The following is a 16,841-nucleotide window of genomic DNA, read 5'->3' on the forward strand; positions in this document are numbered from 1 at the left end:
CCAACGACGCCATGCATCCTGCGACCGCCAGCACGCGCCGCGCCGGCCACGCCCGCAGCAACCGGCGCCTGGTCGGTGGTATTGCCATTTCGGTGCTGCTGCATGCCTTGCTGTTGTCGCTGCAGTTTGGGGTGCCGGGCAGCGATGCCGGCGGTGGGGGACCGCTCAGCATTGTGCTAGCCCCTGCGTCTCTTCCTCTGCCAGCACTTGTACCTGAGCCGGCACCAACCGTCGCTGCTGTGCCCACGCCAACAGTCCCAACGCCTGTCCAGCCGGCGCTGCCCGTTGCCGCTGTCCCGCAAACACCAGTGCCTGCGCCTGCGCGCGGCTTGCAGCTGGTCGATCTGCCACCCCCACCGCCGCCACCCCCGGTTGCGCAGATTGCAGCGGAGCCGAAGCCACGTCCGCGTCGGCCGGCGCCAATTGCGCCCAAGCGTGTTCTGCGCGACGTGACAACGCCCGTGATTGCCATCGAAGCGAATCCGGAGTCCGAGTTTGCTGTCGCGGTGCCATTACCCGAGGTTAACGCCGGTTCGCCGCCAACGGTTGTCGAACCGGTCGACTCGCCCGAGGAAGTGGCGATCAGCGAGATACCAGTCACCCCGGAACCTGTCGTGGATGCCGAGGCGGAGCGCGCAGAGCGTGAGCAAGCGCTGCAGCAGGAGCTTGCCTTGCAGCGAGAGCAGGAGCAGGCGCGGCTGGCACAGGCACAGGTGGAGGCGCAACGCAACGCCGCCGAGGCAAGCAGGCTCGCCGAGCAGCAGCAACAAGCGCAGCAGCAGCAAGCGCTGCGCGATCGGGAGGCGCTGCTGGAGCGTGAACGACAGGCCGTCGTGGCGCGCGATCTGGCTGCACAGCGCGCGGCGCAGGAAGCGGCAACGCAGGAAGCCCTGGCGCAGGCGCAGTTACAAGCACGCCAGCGCGCCGAGGATGCCGCGCGGCGCGTGGTGCAGGAGACAGCCGAGCGCCAGCGCACCGAGGAACTGGCACAGCGCAGGTTGGCCGAGGAACAGGCGCGCCAACAAGCGGACGAGCGTCAGCGCGTCGAGGACCTGGCGCAGCGCAGGCTGGCCGAGGAGCGCGCACGCCAGCAAGCGGCCGAGCAGGCTCGCGTGGACGCCGAGCGGCTGGCACGGGGCGCTGCCCAAGAAGCGGCCCGTCAGGCGGCGCAGCGCTTGCAGGCGCAAGCTCCCGGACCGGCTGCGGGGGCAGGCGCAGGACCAGCCGCTGGCGGCGCTGCCGCCGCGCGCACGGACGGCGTTGGCGCTGGCGTAGGCACCGGCAGCGGGGCAGGCATGCAAGCGGGGCCGGGCGCCATGGCTGGCTTGCCCGGCAATCGCGCACGCGAGTTGCTGCGCGGGGTAACGATCCCGAATGTGGACGCCTCCGGCTTGCCGCGCGACCGGCCTGCCGGCAATCGCCGTGTGGTGGCCGACGGCGGCGAGCGCGATGCGCCGCTGCGCTTGTACGTCGACAGCGTGCGCCAGAAACTCGAGCGCAACGCGGTGCTCGGCGGCGCGCGCCTGTCGCTGCGCGACGTACGCATCGATCCTCTGGTGAGCGTATCGTTGCGCAGCGACGGCAGTATCGACGAGATCACGATCGTGCGTTCAAGCGGCCGCGCCGATATGGACGATGCCGTGCGCCGATTCGTGCGCCTGAACGCCCGCTACGCCGCGTTTCCGCCGAACGTCGCCGCGAACTTCGATGTGATCGAGATACGCCGTGTCTGGCGCTTTGCCGAGGGACTCAAGCTCGTCGAAGAGATGCGCTGACGCCATCCGGTCGATCGTCGTCGCGTCACCCCTGCAGCTCGACCGGTTCCACGACCCGCGCTTGCAGCGGCCCCGTCGCGTGCAGCAGACACTGGACGGCATGACGGACATTTGCCGCCGCCAGGTGCGGTCCGATCGGTAAACTCAGCAGGGACGTTGCCATCGCGTCAGCGACGGGGCATGACGCATCGGCTGCCAGCTTGGCGTAGGCAGGTTGCCGGTGGACCGGTACTGGGTAGTGCACGGCGGTCGGGACGCCGGCATGCGCCAGGATGGCGCGCACCTGCTCGCGCTGCTCGACCAGCACCGCATACCCCGCACAGGCACTGGTGCGGTCGGACCGGCAGCCAATGACGGGCAAGTGCGGCTGCAGCATCTCGTCGTACGCAGCCGCGATGCGGCGGCGCTGCCTGATGTCCCAATCGAACCGTTCCAGCCTGGCCAGCACGATCGCGCATTGGAGCGTCTCCATGCACGCGTCGTGGCCACAACGGTGAGGCGCATGGCGCCGCGCCTGACGGTGCACGCGAATGTCGCGCATCGCGCCGGCGAGCGCATCGTCGTTCGTGAAGAGAGCGCCGCCATCGCCATAGCAACCGAGAGGGTTGGTCGGAAAAAAACTGGTGCAGCCGATTGTTGACAGATTGCCGCTCTGGCGCCCACGGTAGGTGGCGCCAAAACTCTGTGCGCCGTCTTCGATCACGGCCAGCCCGTGGCGGGCCGCGACGCCATTGATGGCGTCCATGTCGGGTGACTGGCCGTACAGCGAGACCGGGATGATCGCGCGCGTGGCCGGTGTGATCGCTCCTTCGATCAGCTGCGGATCGAGCGTGCACGTGGCGCGCTCGATGTCGGCGAACACGGGCCTGGCGCCGACCAGCACGATCGCCTTGGCTGCTGCACTGGCGGCAAACGGTGTGGTGATGACGTCGTCACCTGGCCCGACGCCAATGGCCATCAGGGCGATTGCCAGTGCCGTGGTGCCAGAGGACGCGGTGATGCAATGGTGCGCGCCCGTGTAGTCGGCCAGACGTTGCTCGAGTTCGGCGACTTCAGGCCCCATGGTGCGCTGGCCGTGGTCGAGAACGGCCTGGATGCGGCTGTTGATCAGGCTGCGCGACGTCTCGTCCTGCGATCGCGGGTCGATGGATTGCATGCGCTGTCCCTGGCCTCAGGCCTGCACGACGTTGGGCGAGCGGTTCGGGAACACACCGCGCGTATCCACGATCAGGCTGGCGTTCTGGCGCACGAGTTCATAGTCGAAGGCGGTGTGGCCGGTCGCCAGCAGCACCACGTCATACGAGGCAAGCGACGCTGGTGTAAGTTCGACGCTGGACAGGTCGAAGTGGTGCTCGCGCATGCGCGGGAACACCGGCACATGGGGGTCGGAATAATCGACTACGGCGCCACGCGCGCGCAGCAGTTCCATCAGTGCCACCGAGGGTGATTCACGCATGTCTTCGACGTCTTTCTTGTACGCGATACCCAGCACCAGGATGCGGCTGCCCATGACGGCGCGGCTGCGGCTGTTCAGTGCGTCGGCCACTTTGGCGATCACCCAGGCCGGCATGTCGCTGTTGATTTCGCCGGCCAATTCGATGAAGCGGGTGTGCAGCCCGAACTGGCGCGCTTTCCAGGTGAGGTAGAACGGGTCGATCGGGATGCAGTGCCCGCCCAGGCCCGGGCCGGGATAATAGGCGGTGAAGCCGAACGGCTTGGTGGCCGCGGCCCGGATGACTTCGTGGATGTCGATGTCCATGCGGTCGGCGATGATTTTCATCTCGTTGACCAAGCCGATATTGACGGCGCGGTGAATGTTTTCGAGCAGTTTGGTCAGCTCGGCCGCGCGGGTTGAGCTGACCGGGACGACGGTGTCGATCGCCTGCCGGTACAGGGCCAGGCCGGCTTCCAGGCAGGCGTCGGTCGAGCCGCCGCAAATCTTGGGGATGGTCCGGGTGTGGAAGTCGGGGTTGCCGGGGTCTTCGCGCTCAGGCGAGAACACGAGGAACACATCGTGGCCGACGCGCAGGCCGCGTGCTTCCAGGCGGGGCCGGAGTTCTTCTTCGGTGGTGCCGGGATAGGTGGTGCTTTCAAGGGACAGCAACTGCCCGGGGCGCATATGGGGCAGTAGCGACTCGACCGTGCCGATCACGTACGACAAATCGGGCTCGCGGTAGGCGGTGAGAGGCGTGGGGACGCAGATGATCAGCGCATCGGCTTCGACCACGCGCGAAAAGTCGCTGCTGGCGACCAGCCCGGCGGCGCGCGCCGCAGCGATTGTCGGCCCTTTGATATGGGCGATATAGCTCTCGCCCCGGTTGAGCTGATCGACCTTGGCGGCGTCGATGTCGATCCCCAGTACGTGAAAGCCTTCGGCCGCATAGCGCAGCGCGAGTGGCAGCCCGACGTAGCCAAGGCCAATGATGCCAATTACGGCGTGGCGCTCACGCAGCCGGGTCAGCAGCTGCTCCAGGTGAACTGAATGGATATCGTCTCGCATGGGTTCCTCGACAGTGACAGTGGCAGATACGGGTAAGAATAAAACCGGCAATTTCTTGGGCCGATGGTGCAGCAGCGTGTTATTGCAGCTGTTCTGCCTGAATCAACGCCGGCATGACTGAATTTGAATCAACTGACTAATGGTGCGGGAGAAGCCGAATAAAGGAATGCGAAAATAAATAACCCTACCGAAAGAAAAAAACGATTGATTTCGACACCGTGTTGTACGCGAGAGGCCACCAGGCGGTACGGCATGTCGAGCAGCCATGGCAATCACTTCGTCGCTTGAAAAATCAGCTGCTGCACTCCAAGAAATTGATTCAAGAAACTATCAAAAGAATGCGCGCCGATTACTCTGATATACGGATCGAATTAACATGAATTTGATTGCCGGTTATTTGCGAGTTGATTATCCAATCCTGGCTGCATGGCGGGATTGAGGTCACTCAACAGCGCTCAGGGATATCAGCGATCAAGCGTGCTTAAAACGGTTTGGGGAAAATAGAAATAGAATCAGGGAATTAAATTTCTAATTCCCTATTTCTTGAATGAAGATTCAAGTGGAGGAGGGTAACGTTCCCGGCCCGGCAAGCCGGGAACGCAAAGCAATGTATTACGCGCCCGGCCGGCCCGGCCGCGGCTGCGGCGCCATTGGCGGCACCGTGATGGTCTCGTTCAGGCGCAGGAATTTGAAGCCGGCCAGCATCTGGCCGGGTTTGCCGGCGCGCGCATTGTCCGCTTCGCGTCCGGCCACCCGTGCCATGTACGACGCGAACGTTTCTTCGCGCACCTTCGGCGCTGACGAATGCAGGAAGTGCCGCTCGCCGTTTGGCCCCAGCACCACCAGGCCCACGTGCGAGGCCCAGTACTCGCCGTTGCGGGTCGAGATCACGTTGACGAAGTCGCCTTCCTGCAGCTCGTCGAGGATGGCCGCCACGCCGTCTTTCGGCACGTAGGCTTGGCGGCTCGTTTCGACGGGGATGTCGCGCACTGTGTTATGGCGCGTGCGCAGGAAGCGCGCGCGGTCGACGCGCATGTCATAGCCGGGGCCGTTTGGGCCCGCCAGGTCGGCGCTGATGTCGGTGACCAGCCAGCGGTTGGCCACGTTCCAGTCCAGCTCGGTGTAATGGTTGCGCGTGGCCACGCCGATCACGCCGTCGCGGTAGCGGATCCGCTGCAGCATCCAGAAGAACTCTTCCCACGATTGCGACAGCGCCATCGCATACGTGTGTTCCGCAAAGACGACGCAATCGCTTTGTTCGAGACTGTACATCGGCAAGCTGTCGTGGATCTCGAACGGGAACTCGCCCAGCAGGTTCAGTGAGTACGGCTGGCCGATGTTCTGGCGGCCGATCGCAGCGATGCGCTTGCGCAGGTCGGGCTGCGCGCTCTGCATGTGCGGGATGTACTGGCCGGTCTCGAACGGCGTCATCTTGTAGATCGGCTTGTCCAGCAGGGCCGCCAGCGGCGTGGGCGGCGGCGGCGCACCTGGAATCGGCGGCGTGGCGGCAGGGGGGCTGGCGCAGCCGGTCAGGACGGCGCTGGCAAGAAGCAGGCAGGCAAGGCGCATGGCGGTCATCTCGGGAGAAGGGAAAGTGTCACGCTAATCCGGTGTGTGCGCTGGGGATAATGAATTCTGCGCATCTACCCATAACCTGAGCGACCCGGCGGAAACATGCATTCCTCCCAGTTATACGAAAGCGAACACAAGTGATTATTCATGATGGCAATCCATCATCAATACTCGGCACAAGCATTTAAAAATTTGCCTTACTTTACCAAGAATCGCACCCTTCCCAGGAGAGAGATGATGTTCAAGCAGAAGCCGCTTGCCGCGGCCGTATCGATGGCCGTCTGGAGCCTTGCCACGTTGCCAGTGCTGGCGCAGGCGCAAGCGCAGGACCAGGAGACCCCAGCCGCAGTGCCGATGCAGACCGTGGAAGTGACGGGCATTCGCGCCTCGCTGGCCCGGTCGCTGGCGGTCAAGCGCGATGCGTCGGCCAACGTCGAGGTCATCACGGCCGAAGACGTCGGCAAGATGCCTGACAAAAACCTGGCTGATTCGCTGCAGCGCCTGGCCGGCGTGGCCGTGCGGACCGACTATGACGAGGCCGAGAAGGTCTCGATGCGCGGCACCAACCCGGACATGTCGCTGATCATCTTCAATGGCCACGCCGTCAGCAGCGCCGACTGGTACGTGGCCGATCAGGGCTCGAGCTCGCGCTCGACCAGCCTGTCCCTGATGCCATCGCACGTGCTGCAGCAGGCTGTCGTCTACAAGACATCGCAGGCCAATATCGTCGATGGCGGCCTGGCGGGCACCATCAATGTCTCCACGCGTAAACCCCTGTCGGCCAAGGAGAACCTGTCGGGCGTGATCAGCGTCGGCGCCAGCTATGCCGATCTGCCGGGCCGCTACGCGCCGGACATGAACGGCTCGGTCAACTGGAAGAACGAGGCCGGCACCTTCGGCGTGCTGGCTGCGCTGTTTGCCGAAAAGCGCTACGTGCGACGCGATTCGGTCTCGCGGTTCGCCTACGGCACCAACAGCGGCTGGGACGTGATCAACACCAGCACCATGAAAGGCATCACCGATGCATCGCTCGCCGGCACCGGCTACACGGCAGCAGACCTGAACGGTGTGCGCCTGCCGGGCTCGATGAGCTCGGAGTTCGTCGAATCCGTGCGCGACCGCAAGGGCGGTATGCTGTCGCTGCAGTTCAAGCCGAACCGCGACCTCGACGTGACGCTCACGGGCTTTCATTCGTCGATGGATGCCGACAACCACGGCCGCCTGACGTCAAGCGCCATCTACTCGATGCTGCTCGGGAAGAACGCGCCGCTGGGCAGTACCGTCGCCACCGCCGCCAACACCAGTTCGAACGGACAGCAGGTGTTTGCGCAGATCCGCAATCCGGTCATCGTCAACGAGACCACCGTGTATGGCAACCAGCTCAAGGTACTGAAGGCCGCCGACATCGTGTTCCCGAACGGGACCACGCCGCAGTACGTCGGTAACTCGGAAGGCTTCTACCGCGACGGCGCCAAGGCCGAGAGCTCGTTCCTCGACCTGGACGCCAAATACCGTGTCAACGACGACCTCACGATCAAGACGCTGCTGTCGACCACGCGCGGCGTGGGCACGACCGAACTCGATCAGGGCCTGACGCTGGCCCGCTATGGCACTGGTATCTCTTACGCGCTCGGCAGCCTGCATGACGCCCCGTTCGTTCAGTACCAGAACGCCGGCGGCAACCAGCCCGGCCTGAACGCCGACGGCAGCGGCTACACCATCGTTGACCGCGCCGCCTCGGGCGTGCGCACTGTCGACAAGGAGTGGAGCGCGCAGTTCGACACCGAATACCGCGTCGACCGCGGCATCTTCCAGTCGCTGGAAAGCGGTGTGCGCTTCTCGGATCACAAGCGCACCAGCGCGCGCCGCGGCCCGGCCTTCCGCAACGGCATCACGCTCAACCCGGTCACGGGCCGCGTCACATCCAATACGCCGACGCCAACCACCGGCTGGCAAGCGTTCCCGGGCGACTTCGGCGATGGCCTGGACGGCCCGGCCGGCTGGGACAACACCGGCTTCACGTACACGCCGGAAGCGATCAAGGACTACATCGCGGCCAATACCAAGGTCACCAGCGACGCGTTCGAGCGCCGCGTGAGTTCCGAGATCGACATGCAGGAACGTCAGAGCGCCGCCTACCTGATGGCCAACCTGGAACGCGATCGCTGGTCGGGTAATGTTGGCGTGCGCTTCTCGCGCACCGAAGTGAAAGCCAATATCGCCACGCCGATTCCCGCTGGCGCCTGCCAGCGCGTCGCGCCGGGCCAGTCGCCCGTGACCTGCGCCGCCTATCCGGGCGCGATCACCGATGCCGGCGACGCGACCCCGTTCTTTGATGGCACGCCGTTCAATCCACTGGCCGGTATCATGTATTACAAGACGCCCACCAAGCGCACCTTCGACAACTGGCTGCCAAGCCTGAACGTGCGCTACGACATGGGCAACGACATGCTGGCGCGCTTTGGCGTGAGCCGCACGATCGGGCGTCAGAACTACAACCTGCTGGGCAGCGGCTTCGGCACGCCAGGCTGCGACGCCAATGGCTGCCGCGTTACTGGGCCAAATCCCGACCTCGAACCGCAAACGGCCGACAACGTCGACCTGTCGTGGTCGTGGTACTTCGCACCGCGCTCGATCATTGCGCTGAGCGTGTTCCATTCGTCGATCGACGGTTACCCGAAAACGGGCGCCGTGGGCAGCACCACGATCGACCTGCAGGATCCGCGCGACCAGACCGTCAAGTCCTTCTTCGTCAACACCGCCTCGCAACAGGGCGCGAAGATCAACGGCATCGAGCTGCAGTACGAGCAGCCGTTCGGCCAGACCAACTTCGGCTTCACGTCGAACATCAGCCGCGCCAAGACGAAAGTCGACGATGGCCGGCCGATGGTGGGCGCATCCGAATGGACCGGCAACCTGGGTCTGTACTATGAAGACCGCAAGCTGTCGGCGCGTCTGGTTGCAAACTACCGCGGCGAGTATGTCAACAGCACGACGGCGCCGGCGCCAACGGCCAACAGCCAGGGCCTGACCGTGATCAACGGCGTGGCGATGCCCACCGCGCCGACCTACGCCGATGCAGTGACGACGCTGGCGCTGTCGGCCAACTACTACTTCACCGACAACCTGGAGCTCGCGTTCAGCGCGACCAACCTGACCAACGCCAAACGCGCGCAATATCGCTACAGCGAAGAAGAGCAGCAAAAGCTCGACGTCAGCGGTCGCCAGTATTATCTGAACCTGCGCTACAAGTTCTGATCGCGGCTTGCCGCAAAAGGGGAGGGGGCTACGGCCCCCTTTTTGCATGGGTATGTCGAGCTCAGCCGTATTGACGCCCAAAGTGTGCGGCATCTAACGGTGAATGGTGAACGCAGCCGTTAAGATGCTCCTGTCTGAGTGAGGAACGCGCGAAGAAATTCGCAGCCATCCGACACCTCAACAGGTTAGCCGGTCGCCTCGAGGATCGGCACCAATTTCATGACCGTTGCGGGCGTCGTGCCTGCACCGGGCAACAAGGAAGCGGAGGTTGCGATGTACGATGTCAAGCATCCAGCGAAGCACCTGGTGCGCGAATATCTAGCGCGCCGCTCGCGTGATCCGAAGCCGCCACCGGCGCCCGAAGAAATCCGGCGCCAGCTTGGCTGGGCAATGTTGATCCCGACGGCGCTCAAGACCGCCCCGACCCGCAACTAGCCTTCGCACACGTTTTCGCGTCGACGTCCTGTCAAGGACGCGGCGCATAGTTCAACCAAGGAGACCGTTATGACCAGCAGAATCGGAAGCAAGCACATCGCCCAACATCGCGGCAAGGCAGAACGCATCGAGATCAAGCGCACCAATATCGCACGTGAAGCCGTACGCCAGGCCGAAGCACGCGCCAAGTACCGCAACGTGCCAAAAGGCCTGATCAAGCGCCAGGAAGCCGCCAGCGCTGCCTGATAGCACCTGCGCTGCACACTGAACCCGCCTTTACGGCGGGTTTTTTTTCGCCTGTATGTTTGTCACGGGCGTCGATTCGCCATTCGCCGGAATGGATTCGCCATTCGCCGAAAACTACTTTCCCCACCGTGCCGACCCTTGTTATCGTGCTCCCTGTTCGATCACAAGGAGGTCCGCACCATGCAATCCGAAGAATCCTACCGCTGGCGCAAACAAATCGTCTGGGGCTTGCTGCTCATCGTCGTCGGCGCCGTCGTGCTGCTCGATCGCCTGTACTACATCAACGCCGAAGACTACTGGCACTACGCGCCGCTGCTGCTCGTTGCTGTGGGCATCAGTCAGACCATCGGCTACCCGAGTCCCAAGGAATTCGGCAATGGCTTGTGGACGGTGTTTGCCGGCCTGTGGCTGTTTGCGGTGCTCGAGAATGCGTTCGGCCTGACGTTCCGTAACAGCTGGCCGCTGTTCATCCTGATGTGGGGCATCAAGCTGGTGCTCGACCCCTTCATCGCCCGTCGTTTCCTCAATAACCAGAAGGTGGGCCGCCATGAAAAATGATCGCTTGCCCAGGGGCGTGACGGGCCAGGTCGTACTTGGCGTGCTGGTCATCGGCATGGGCCTCTTGTTCCTGCTCGATAACCTCGGCCTGGTCGACATGCACCGGGCGTTTTCCTTCTGGCCGATGCTGTTCGTGATCGTTGGCACGGTCAAGCTGTGCGACACGCGCAGCCAGGGTGGTACGCTGCTCGGCGCTGCGCTGGTCGGCGTGGGCATCCTGATGATGCTCGACCGGCTCGACATCATCAACTTCAGTGTGCGCACCTTGTGGCCGCTGATCCTGATTGGCCTGGGCGGCTTCCTGGTTGCCAAGGCGCTGCGCAGCCGCGGCCTGCCGGGCAGCGTCGCCGCCCACCAAGGCGCCGGAATGCTCGATGATACGGGCAGCGGCGAGACCGTCGACATCACGGCAATCCTGGGCGGCTACGAGCGCCGCGTGGCAACGCAGGATTTTCGCGGCGGTGAAATCACGGCGGTCATGGGCGGGTGTGAACTTGATATGCGCAGCGCCTCGATCCGTGGCGAGGCGGTAATCAATGTGTTCGCGTTCTGGGGCGGCGTGACCATCAAGTGTCCTCCCGACTGGACCGTGATCCTGCTCGGCACGCCGATCCTGGGCGGCTTCGAAGAAAAAACCGCCGTGCCACCCGATGCCAGCAAACGCCTCGTCATTCGCGGCTACGCGATCATGGGCGGTGTGGAAATCCGCAACTGATGGGCCGGATATTCTGGGCCGGGCGCAGCGCCGCGCTGTACCTGGCGGCCTGGCTGATGCTGGGGCTGATGCTCGCGGGCCTGCTCGATGCGGCCACCGGCGCCGGCATTCCGGCTAGCCTGCTGTTCGCGCTGCCGCTGATGCTGGTGTATGCGAGCGTGTGCGGCTTTTCGAGCTACTACCTGTGCCGCGCCTATCCGCTGGCAAGCAAGTCGCTGCGCTCGGTGCTGGTCGTGTTCTTTGTCACGGCCGCCAGCGCGGCCTTGCTGTGGTGCGCAGCGGCGGTGGCGTGGGCGGCATTCTGGCGCTGGCTGGCGCCGTCGATGGGCGGCGTGCTGCTCTCACCACCGGTCGCCGCGGTGATGTTCGGCGTCGGCGTGCTGCTGTACGGCATGACGGCCTGCGCGCATTATCTGGCGCTGGAGTTCGAACGCGCACGCCGGCTGGAAACGCGCGAACTCCAATTGAAGCTGCTGGCGCAGGACGCCGAACTGCGCATGCTGCGCATGCAGATCGACCCGCACTTTTTATTCAACAGCCTCAATTCGATCAGCGCGCTCACCAGCATCGATGCCGACGCCGCGCGCGACATGACCTTGCAACTGGCCGGCTTCTTTCGCCACACGCTGGGACTCGAGGCGCACCGCAAGGTTCTGCTGTCGGACGAAGTCGAACTGACGCAGCGCTTTCTGGCGATCGAGCAGGTGCGCTTCGGCCCGCGTTTGGCATTCGCGTGCGAGATGGCGGATGATGCGGCGCGCTGCCTGCTACCGCCGATGATCCTGCAGCCGCTGGTGGAGAACGCGGTCAAGCATGGCATCGGCCAGCTGCCGCAGGGCGGCGTGGTGCGCGTGCACGCGGTGCGCGCCGGCTCGCAACTGAAGCTGCGGGTCGAGAACGACGTCGATCCGGACGGTGGGCCGGCCGGCAAGGGCGGTGGCGTCGGCCTGGCGAACGTGCGCCAGCGCCTGCACGCCGTGTATGGCATCGACGCGAGCGTGCATGCTACACGCGATGGGGCGATTTTTCGGGTGGACCTGATCCTGCCCGCAGACATGGGAGACTGACGGCATGCGGATTCTGATCGTGGACGATGAACACCTGGCGCGCGCCGTGCTGCGCGAATACCTGGCGACGCACACGGACGTCGAGATCGTCGGCGAATGCGCGAATGGCTTCGAGGCCGTCAAGGCCATTGCGGAGCTCGACCCCGACCTGGTCTTCCTCGACATCCAGATGCCGAAACTTGACGGCTTCGAGGTGGTCGAACTGGCCGGCAGCAAGCCGCACTACATCTTCGCCACCGCGTACGATCAGTTTGCGCTGCGCGCGTTCGAGGTGCATGCGATCGACTATCTGCTCAAGCCGTTTTCGCGCGCGCGCCTTGGCGAAGCGCTGGCGCAGGCGCGCCTGCGCACGCCCCAGCCGGCGCAGATCGAGGCGGTGGTGAAGGAGGCAGCGGCGCGCCATACGCCGCTCGAGCGCATCCTGATCCGCGACGGCGCCCGCGTGCACGTGGTGTCAACGGCCAGCGTGGATTACATCGAGGCGCAGGACGATTACGTCGCCGTCTGCGCGGACGGCAGGCAGTACCTCAAGCTTGGCAGTCTGGCCGAGCTCGAGGCGCAGCTCGATCCGGCCGTCTTCGTGCGCATCCACCGCTCGCACATCGTCAATCTGGGCGCGATCGCGCGCATCGAACCGGTCAGCAAGGACAATCACTGCGCCGTGCTGAAAAGCGGCGTCAAGCTGCCCATCAGCCGCAGCGGCTATCAGCGTATCCGCGAGCTGCTGGCGTAGATGTTCAGCGCGAATTGTGCGCGCCCAGCTCCCACCAGGCCGGCATCAGCGCGCGGATGCCCGGCTGGGCGAAGCGGTCGTCGATCAGCCACACGACGCCGCGATCCTGCTCGGTGCGGATCACGCGGCCGGCCGCCTGCACCACTTTCTGGATGCCAGGGTAAAGGTACGTGTAGTCGTAGCCGGCGCCAAACAGCGTCTGCATCCGTTCGCGCAGTTGCTCGTTGACGGGATTGACCTGCGGCAGGCCGAGCGTGGCGACAAACGCGCCGATCAGGCGCTCGCCCGGCAGGTCGACCCCTTCGCCGAACGCGCCGCCCAGTACCGCAAAGCCCACGCCCGCGCCACCAATGGCAAAGCGGTCGATGAAGCCCTGGCGTGCGGTCTCGCTCATGCGGCGTTCCTGGCGCCAGGCCGTCACGCCCGGATCCAACCTCGCCAGCGCGCCCGCCACCTGGTCCATGTAGTCGAAGCTGCTGAAGAAGGCCAGGTAGTTGCCGGGGCGTTCGTGGAACTGGCGGGCGATCAGTTCGGCGATCGGTTGCACCGACGCGGCGCGCGCCTGGTAGCGGGTCGAAATGCCTTTGGCGACATGCACGTCCAGCTGGCTGGCCGTGAACGGTGAATCGACCTCGACCCAGGCCGTGTCGGCCGGCAGCCCGAGCGTGTCGGTACAGTATTGCCAGGTGCCGAGTGTGCCCGAGAACAGCGTGCTCGAATGCGACGCGGCAAAGCGCGGACCGAGGAATGGCGCCGGCACCACGTTGCGGATGCAGATCGTCGAGTCGCGCAAGGTAGGGCGGTCGGCGTCGCGCGACAAGTCCACCAGAGAGTGCGGCCCGAACGACTCGGCCAGGCGCGCAAATTGCAGCGCGTCGAAATGGAAGCGCTGCAGGTCGGGGTCGAGCGGACCTGGGAACGCCGCCAGGTGTTCGTTGATGGTGCTGGACGCATCCTGCAGCGCATCGACCAGTTTCGCCGGCATCGACTCGAGCAGCTGGTACGGTGCAGGCGCGCCCTTGTCGACATTGGTCCAGGCGCGCCCGACGCGCTCGAGCGCTTTCTTCACGGCCGGTGGCGCGACGGCGCGCGCGGCGCGCAGCAGCTCGCGGTCGATCTCGGCGCTGTACATCGAGCGTGCGCGGTTGACCAGGTTGTGCGCTTCGTCGACCAGCACGCTGGCTTTCCAGCCGTTGGCCTGCGCCAGCGCGTACAGCATCGCGCCGCCGTCGAAATAATAGTTGTAGTCGCCGACGATCATGTCGACCCAGCGCGTCATCTCGCTGCCCAGGTAGTACGGACAGACGTCGTGTTCGAGGGCGACCGTGCGCAGTGCTTCCCGGTCCAGCACCAGCACCTCGGCCGCAGCGGCGCGCGCGGCCGGCAAGCGGTCATAGAAGCCGCGCGCCAGCGGGCAGGCGTCTCCGTGGCACGCTTTATCCGGATGCTCGCAGGCCTTGTCGCGCGCGGTCAGTTCCAGTACGCGCAGCGGGGTTGCCGCTTTTGTTCCCGATGCGCCGCACAGTTTGGCCGCGCCATCGAGCGCGAGGCGCCGGCCCGGCGTCTTCGCGGCCAGGAAAAACACCTTGTCGATGCCCTGCTGCGGCATCGCTTTGAGGGTCGGGAACAGGCTGCCGACCGTCTTGCCGATGCCTGTCGGCGCTTGTGCGAGCAGGCAGCGCCCGCTCGTGTTGGCGCGGTAGATACTCTCGGCTAGGTGACGCTGGCCGGGCCGGAAATCGGCATGCGGGAAACGCAGCTGGGTCAGGGCATCGTTGCGCGCGGCGCGGTGCGCGCTCTCCTGTGCGGCCCAGCTCGAGAAGCGTTCGCACAGGCCCGCGAAATGGGTCTGCAGCCACGCGCTGTCGCGCTGCTCGCGCAGCACTGTTTCAACGCCGCTGCCGATGTCGTAATAGACGAGGGCCAGGTTGACCACGTCCAGGCCGCGCTCCTGGCACAGCAGGTGACCATACACGCGCACCTGCGCCCAGTGCAGGTGGCGGTGGTTGTCGGGGATGGACTCGGGGCGGCCGCGGTGTGTTTTGATCTCTTCGATCAGGTTTTCGTGTTCGTCGTAGCCGTCGGCGCGGCCGCGTACGCGCAAGCCATTCCATTCACCCGACAGCGGCAATTCGGCGCGGTAACCGTCGCCCCGGCGTGCGGCGACGACGGCGTGGCCGGCGATGCCTTCCTGCGCACTGGGCGAGGGCGTGAAGCGCAGGTCGAGATCACCGGCCTTAGCGGTGAACTCGCACAGCGCGCGCACGGCGATCGTGTAGGCAGGTTGCGTGGTGCCGGTCAAATCAGGCCGCCATCTCGGGCGCCAGATCCCAGACCAGGTAGCAGACGGCCACCGGCATCGCATGCGCGGCGCAGTACTCGATCCAGCGCTGCTGGTTGTCCTGCAGGCGGTCGCCCGGGCCCTTTACTTCGATCATCGTGTAGCGGTTTTCGAGGGGGAAGAACTGGATCAGGTCGGGAAAGCCCGTGCGGTTTTCGCGTACATCGGCCAGGATCCGCTCGCACCACTTGCGCAGGTGCGCAGCCGGGATGCAGTCCAGTGCCAGTTCGACCAGCTCGAGGCTGATGCCGTCCCAGTGCACGAAGGGCGACTGCAGGCCGGCCTTGTCGCGGTAGGTCGCGCGGATGGTGTCGCGGTAGGCACCGGAATCGAGTTCATCGAAGCAGGCGGAAAATTCAGCCAGGCGGCGCGCGTAAAAATCAGCGCTGTACAGGTCGGCCGGCCCGCGGTGAAACGGGTGGAAGAAGGCGCCGGGAATGGCGGCGAAGATGGCGCGCCAGCACAACAGGCCAAACAGCGTGTTGGCCAGCGCGTTTTCGACATAGAACACGGGCGCACCGTCTTGCGCCAGATGGTCGCGCACCGCGCCCTCGACCCAGCGCTCGCCATTCGGCGGCGCCAGGCACAGGTCGATGCGCTGCACCTCGGTTTTCGGCAGCCGGCCCAGGCGCGCGTGACCCAGGCGGCGCGCCAGGCGCGGCGCGATACGCGCCAGGTGCTGGCGTTCGGCGTCGTTCTCGGGGGTGGCCTGGGCCTCGGTCAGCAGGGCCCAGGCGTCGTCGAAGCGCTCGTGTTTTTCAAGGACGCGGATGGCGCGGCCCCGCGCGCCGGGGTAGCGGCAGCGGGCATAGGCGGCAAACGCGCCATCCCAGTCTTTCTGCTTTTCGTAGTGCTGGCCGATCTGGAACACGAGCTTTTCGCGTCGGCTGGCCAGCCAGTCGTTGTCGAACGCATGCTCGGGCAGGTCGCGCACGACATCCTCGACGGCTTCGCCGGCAGCGAAGCGTTCGCGGCACGCGTGCAGCAGGATGTAGTGATCGATGTCAGCGCGCTGGCGGAAACCACGTGAGGCCGGCGAGATGTCGACCTGCTCGTAGCGGAACAGACCCAGGTCGGACAGCACGAAGTCGGTCCAGCCCTGGCGCAGGTTACCGAAGAAGACCAGGCGCAGGCGGTCGCAGAGGGGCTTGACGTGGATGCGCCAGGCGACATCGGGGCAGTCGCCATACCAGCCCGAAAAACGGCGAGGGTCGGCGCAGTCGGCCCGCAAGGCCTCGAGCAGGTCGCCCTTGCGCGCGCTTTTCTGGCGCAGGTGCGGGAAGGCCTGGGCGACTTCGGGCTTGGAGAGCAGGTCGAACAGTTCGTCGAGCGAGAGTTCGGGATCGGCCTCAATCCAGCCGGTGCCCAGCAGGTGGCCGGCTGCCTCGACGGGGCAGCCGATCTCGGCGTAGCGGAGTTTACTGGCGCGAAACAGCGTGCCTTTTCGCATGACCATGCGCACGAATAGCGCGCGCGCTGCGTGGGGCAGGGCAGGGAAGGCGGCCAGGAACGCGTGCTCCTGCGCGTCGAGCAGGTCGGCATAGCGTTCGCCGATCCAGTCGAGAACACGCTGAAAGTTGTCCAGATAATAAAACTCGTTTTCCAACAACCTGATCATGACCACCCGCGTTACTGTTCTTA

The 16,841-nt window shown here is 65.1% G+C and carries 13 protein-coding genes; 8 read left to right on the forward strand and 5 right to left on the reverse strand.

All coding sequences use genetic code 11. The annotated features are described in order from the left end of the window. The first annotated feature begins 11 nt into the window (after nucleotides 1–11). Nucleotides 12–1,775 carry an energy transducer TonB gene (locus tag AC1MGT_RS20490; protein WP_499501806.1) on the forward strand — a complete coding sequence of 588 codons (1,764 nt, stop codon included), beginning with the start codon at nucleotides 12–14 and terminating at the stop codon, nucleotides 1,773–1,775. Nucleotides 1,776–1,800: 25 nt separating this feature from the next. On the opposite strand, the gene AC1MGT_RS20495 is transcribed toward AC1MGT_RS20490, so the two are convergent. From AC1MGT_RS20495 to AC1MGT_RS20505, 3 genes are all read right to left on the reverse strand, one after another. After that, nucleotides 1,801–2,931: a DegT/DnrJ/EryC1/StrS family aminotransferase gene (locus AC1MGT_RS20495; protein WP_499501807.1), complete on the reverse strand. Its 1,131-nt coding sequence runs from the start codon at nucleotides 2,929–2,931 to the stop codon at nucleotides 1,801–1,803. Nucleotides 2,932–2,946: 15 nt separating this feature from the next. After that, the gene (locus AC1MGT_RS20500) at nucleotides 2,947–4,275 is read right to left on the reverse strand and encodes a nucleotide sugar dehydrogenase (RefSeq protein WP_499501808.1); all 1,329 of its coding nucleotides are present in this window, start codon (nucleotides 4,273–4,275) and stop codon (nucleotides 2,947–2,949) included. A gap of 612 nt (nucleotides 4,276–4,887) precedes the next feature. Beyond that, the gene (locus AC1MGT_RS20505; RefSeq protein WP_499501809.1) at nucleotides 4,888–5,844 is read right to left on the reverse strand and encodes an N-acetylmuramoyl-L-alanine amidase-like domain-containing protein; all 957 of its coding nucleotides are present in this window, start codon (nucleotides 5,842–5,844) and stop codon (nucleotides 4,888–4,890) included. 237 nt (nucleotides 5,845–6,081) lie between these two features. Here AC1MGT_RS20505 and AC1MGT_RS20510 point away from each other — a divergent pair, with 237 nt between their 5' ends. The 7 genes from AC1MGT_RS20510 to AC1MGT_RS20540 all read left to right on the forward strand — a co-directional run bounded on the left by AC1MGT_RS20510 (nucleotide 6,082) and on the right by AC1MGT_RS20540 (nucleotide 12,859). Further along, entirely contained in the window at nucleotides 6,082–9,105 is a 3,024-nt protein-coding gene (locus tag AC1MGT_RS20510; protein WP_499501810.1) for a TonB-dependent receptor, read from the forward strand. A gap of 219 nt (nucleotides 9,106–9,324) precedes the next feature. Further along, complete coding sequence (locus AC1MGT_RS20515) at nucleotides 9,325–9,540, forward strand: hypothetical protein (RefSeq protein WP_499501811.1); 216 nt, start codon at nucleotides 9,325–9,327, stop codon at nucleotides 9,538–9,540. Nucleotides 9,541–9,609: 69 nt separating this feature from the next. Then, on the forward strand, nucleotides 9,610–9,786 hold the full coding sequence (locus tag AC1MGT_RS20520; RefSeq protein ID WP_499501812.1) for a hypothetical protein: 177 nt from the start codon (nucleotides 9,610–9,612) through the stop codon (nucleotides 9,784–9,786). 180 nt (nucleotides 9,787–9,966) lie between these two features. After that, nucleotides 9,967–10,344, forward strand: coding sequence for a LiaI-LiaF-like domain-containing protein (locus AC1MGT_RS20525; protein ID WP_332530057.1), 378 nt, complete (start codon nucleotides 9,967–9,969; stop codon nucleotides 10,342–10,344). Continuing rightward, nucleotides 10,334–11,059, forward strand: coding sequence for a LiaI-LiaF-like domain-containing protein (locus AC1MGT_RS20530; RefSeq protein WP_499501813.1), 726 nt, complete (start codon nucleotides 10,334–10,336; stop codon nucleotides 11,057–11,059). Before AC1MGT_RS20525 ends, AC1MGT_RS20530 begins: the two co-directional genes overlap by 11 nt. Beyond that, nucleotides 11,059–12,126, forward strand: a complete 1,068-nt coding sequence (locus AC1MGT_RS20535) for a sensor histidine kinase (RefSeq protein ID WP_499501814.1) — start codon at nucleotides 11,059–11,061, stop codon at nucleotides 12,124–12,126. The genes AC1MGT_RS20530 and AC1MGT_RS20535 overlap by 1 nt, the downstream gene beginning before the upstream one ends. A gap of 4 nt (nucleotides 12,127–12,130) precedes the next feature. Continuing rightward, complete coding sequence (locus AC1MGT_RS20540; RefSeq protein ID WP_499501815.1) at nucleotides 12,131–12,859, forward strand: LytR/AlgR family response regulator transcription factor; 729 nt, start codon at nucleotides 12,131–12,133, stop codon at nucleotides 12,857–12,859. Between the two features lie 4 nt (nucleotides 12,860–12,863). Here AC1MGT_RS20540 and AC1MGT_RS20545 read toward each other — a convergent pair whose 3' ends face one another. Both AC1MGT_RS20545 and AC1MGT_RS20550 read right to left on the reverse strand, forming a co-directional pair. Beyond that, nucleotides 12,864–15,224: a helicase C-terminal domain-containing protein gene (locus AC1MGT_RS20545; RefSeq protein ID WP_499501816.1), complete on the reverse strand. Its 2,361-nt coding sequence runs from the start codon at nucleotides 15,222–15,224 to the stop codon at nucleotides 12,864–12,866. Further along, complete coding sequence (locus tag AC1MGT_RS20550; protein ID WP_499501817.1) at nucleotides 15,163–16,818, reverse strand: VRR-NUC domain-containing protein; 1,656 nt, start codon at nucleotides 16,816–16,818, stop codon at nucleotides 15,163–15,165. The genes AC1MGT_RS20545 and AC1MGT_RS20550 overlap by 62 nt, the downstream gene beginning before the upstream one ends. Between the last annotated feature and the right edge of the window lie 23 nt (nucleotides 16,819–16,841).

It is taken from the genome of Telluria sp. BA11 (genome assembly GCF_056680305.1).

Coding starts and splice junctions, on each gene's coding strand:
- AC1MGT_RS20490 (WP_499501806.1), top strand. CDS start 12: ATGCATCCTGCGACCGCCAGCACGCGCCGCGCCGGCCACGCCCGCAGC.
- AC1MGT_RS20495 (WP_499501807.1), bottom strand. CDS start 2,931: ATGCAATCCATCGACCCGCGATCGCAGGACGAGACGTCGCGCAGCCTG.
- AC1MGT_RS20500 (WP_499501808.1), bottom strand. CDS start 4,275: ATGCGAGACGATATCCATTCAGTTCACCTGGAGCAGCTGCTGACCCGG.
- AC1MGT_RS20505 (WP_499501809.1), bottom strand. CDS start 5,844: ATGCGCCTTGCCTGCCTGCTTCTTGCCAGCGCCGTCCTGACCGGCTGC.
- AC1MGT_RS20510 (WP_499501810.1), top strand. CDS start 6,082: ATGATGTTCAAGCAGAAGCCGCTTGCCGCGGCCGTATCGATGGCCGTC.
- AC1MGT_RS20515 (WP_499501811.1), top strand. CDS start 9,325: ATGACCGTTGCGGGCGTCGTGCCTGCACCGGGCAACAAGGAAGCGGAG.
- AC1MGT_RS20520 (WP_499501812.1), top strand. CDS start 9,610: ATGACCAGCAGAATCGGAAGCAAGCACATCGCCCAACATCGCGGCAAG.
- AC1MGT_RS20525 (WP_332530057.1), top strand. CDS start 9,967: ATGCAATCCGAAGAATCCTACCGCTGGCGCAAACAAATCGTCTGGGGC.
- AC1MGT_RS20530 (WP_499501813.1), top strand. CDS start 10,334: ATGAAAAATGATCGCTTGCCCAGGGGCGTGACGGGCCAGGTCGTACTT.
- AC1MGT_RS20535 (WP_499501814.1), top strand. CDS start 11,059: ATGGGCCGGATATTCTGGGCCGGGCGCAGCGCCGCGCTGTACCTGGCG.
- AC1MGT_RS20540 (WP_499501815.1), top strand. CDS start 12,131: ATGCGGATTCTGATCGTGGACGATGAACACCTGGCGCGCGCCGTGCTG.
- AC1MGT_RS20545 (WP_499501816.1), bottom strand. CDS start 15,224: ATGCGATGCCGGTGGCCGTCTGCTACCTGGTCTGGGATCTGGCGCCCG.
- AC1MGT_RS20550 (WP_499501817.1), bottom strand. CDS start 16,818: ATGATCAGGTTGTTGGAAAACGAGTTTTATTATCTGGACAACTTTCAG.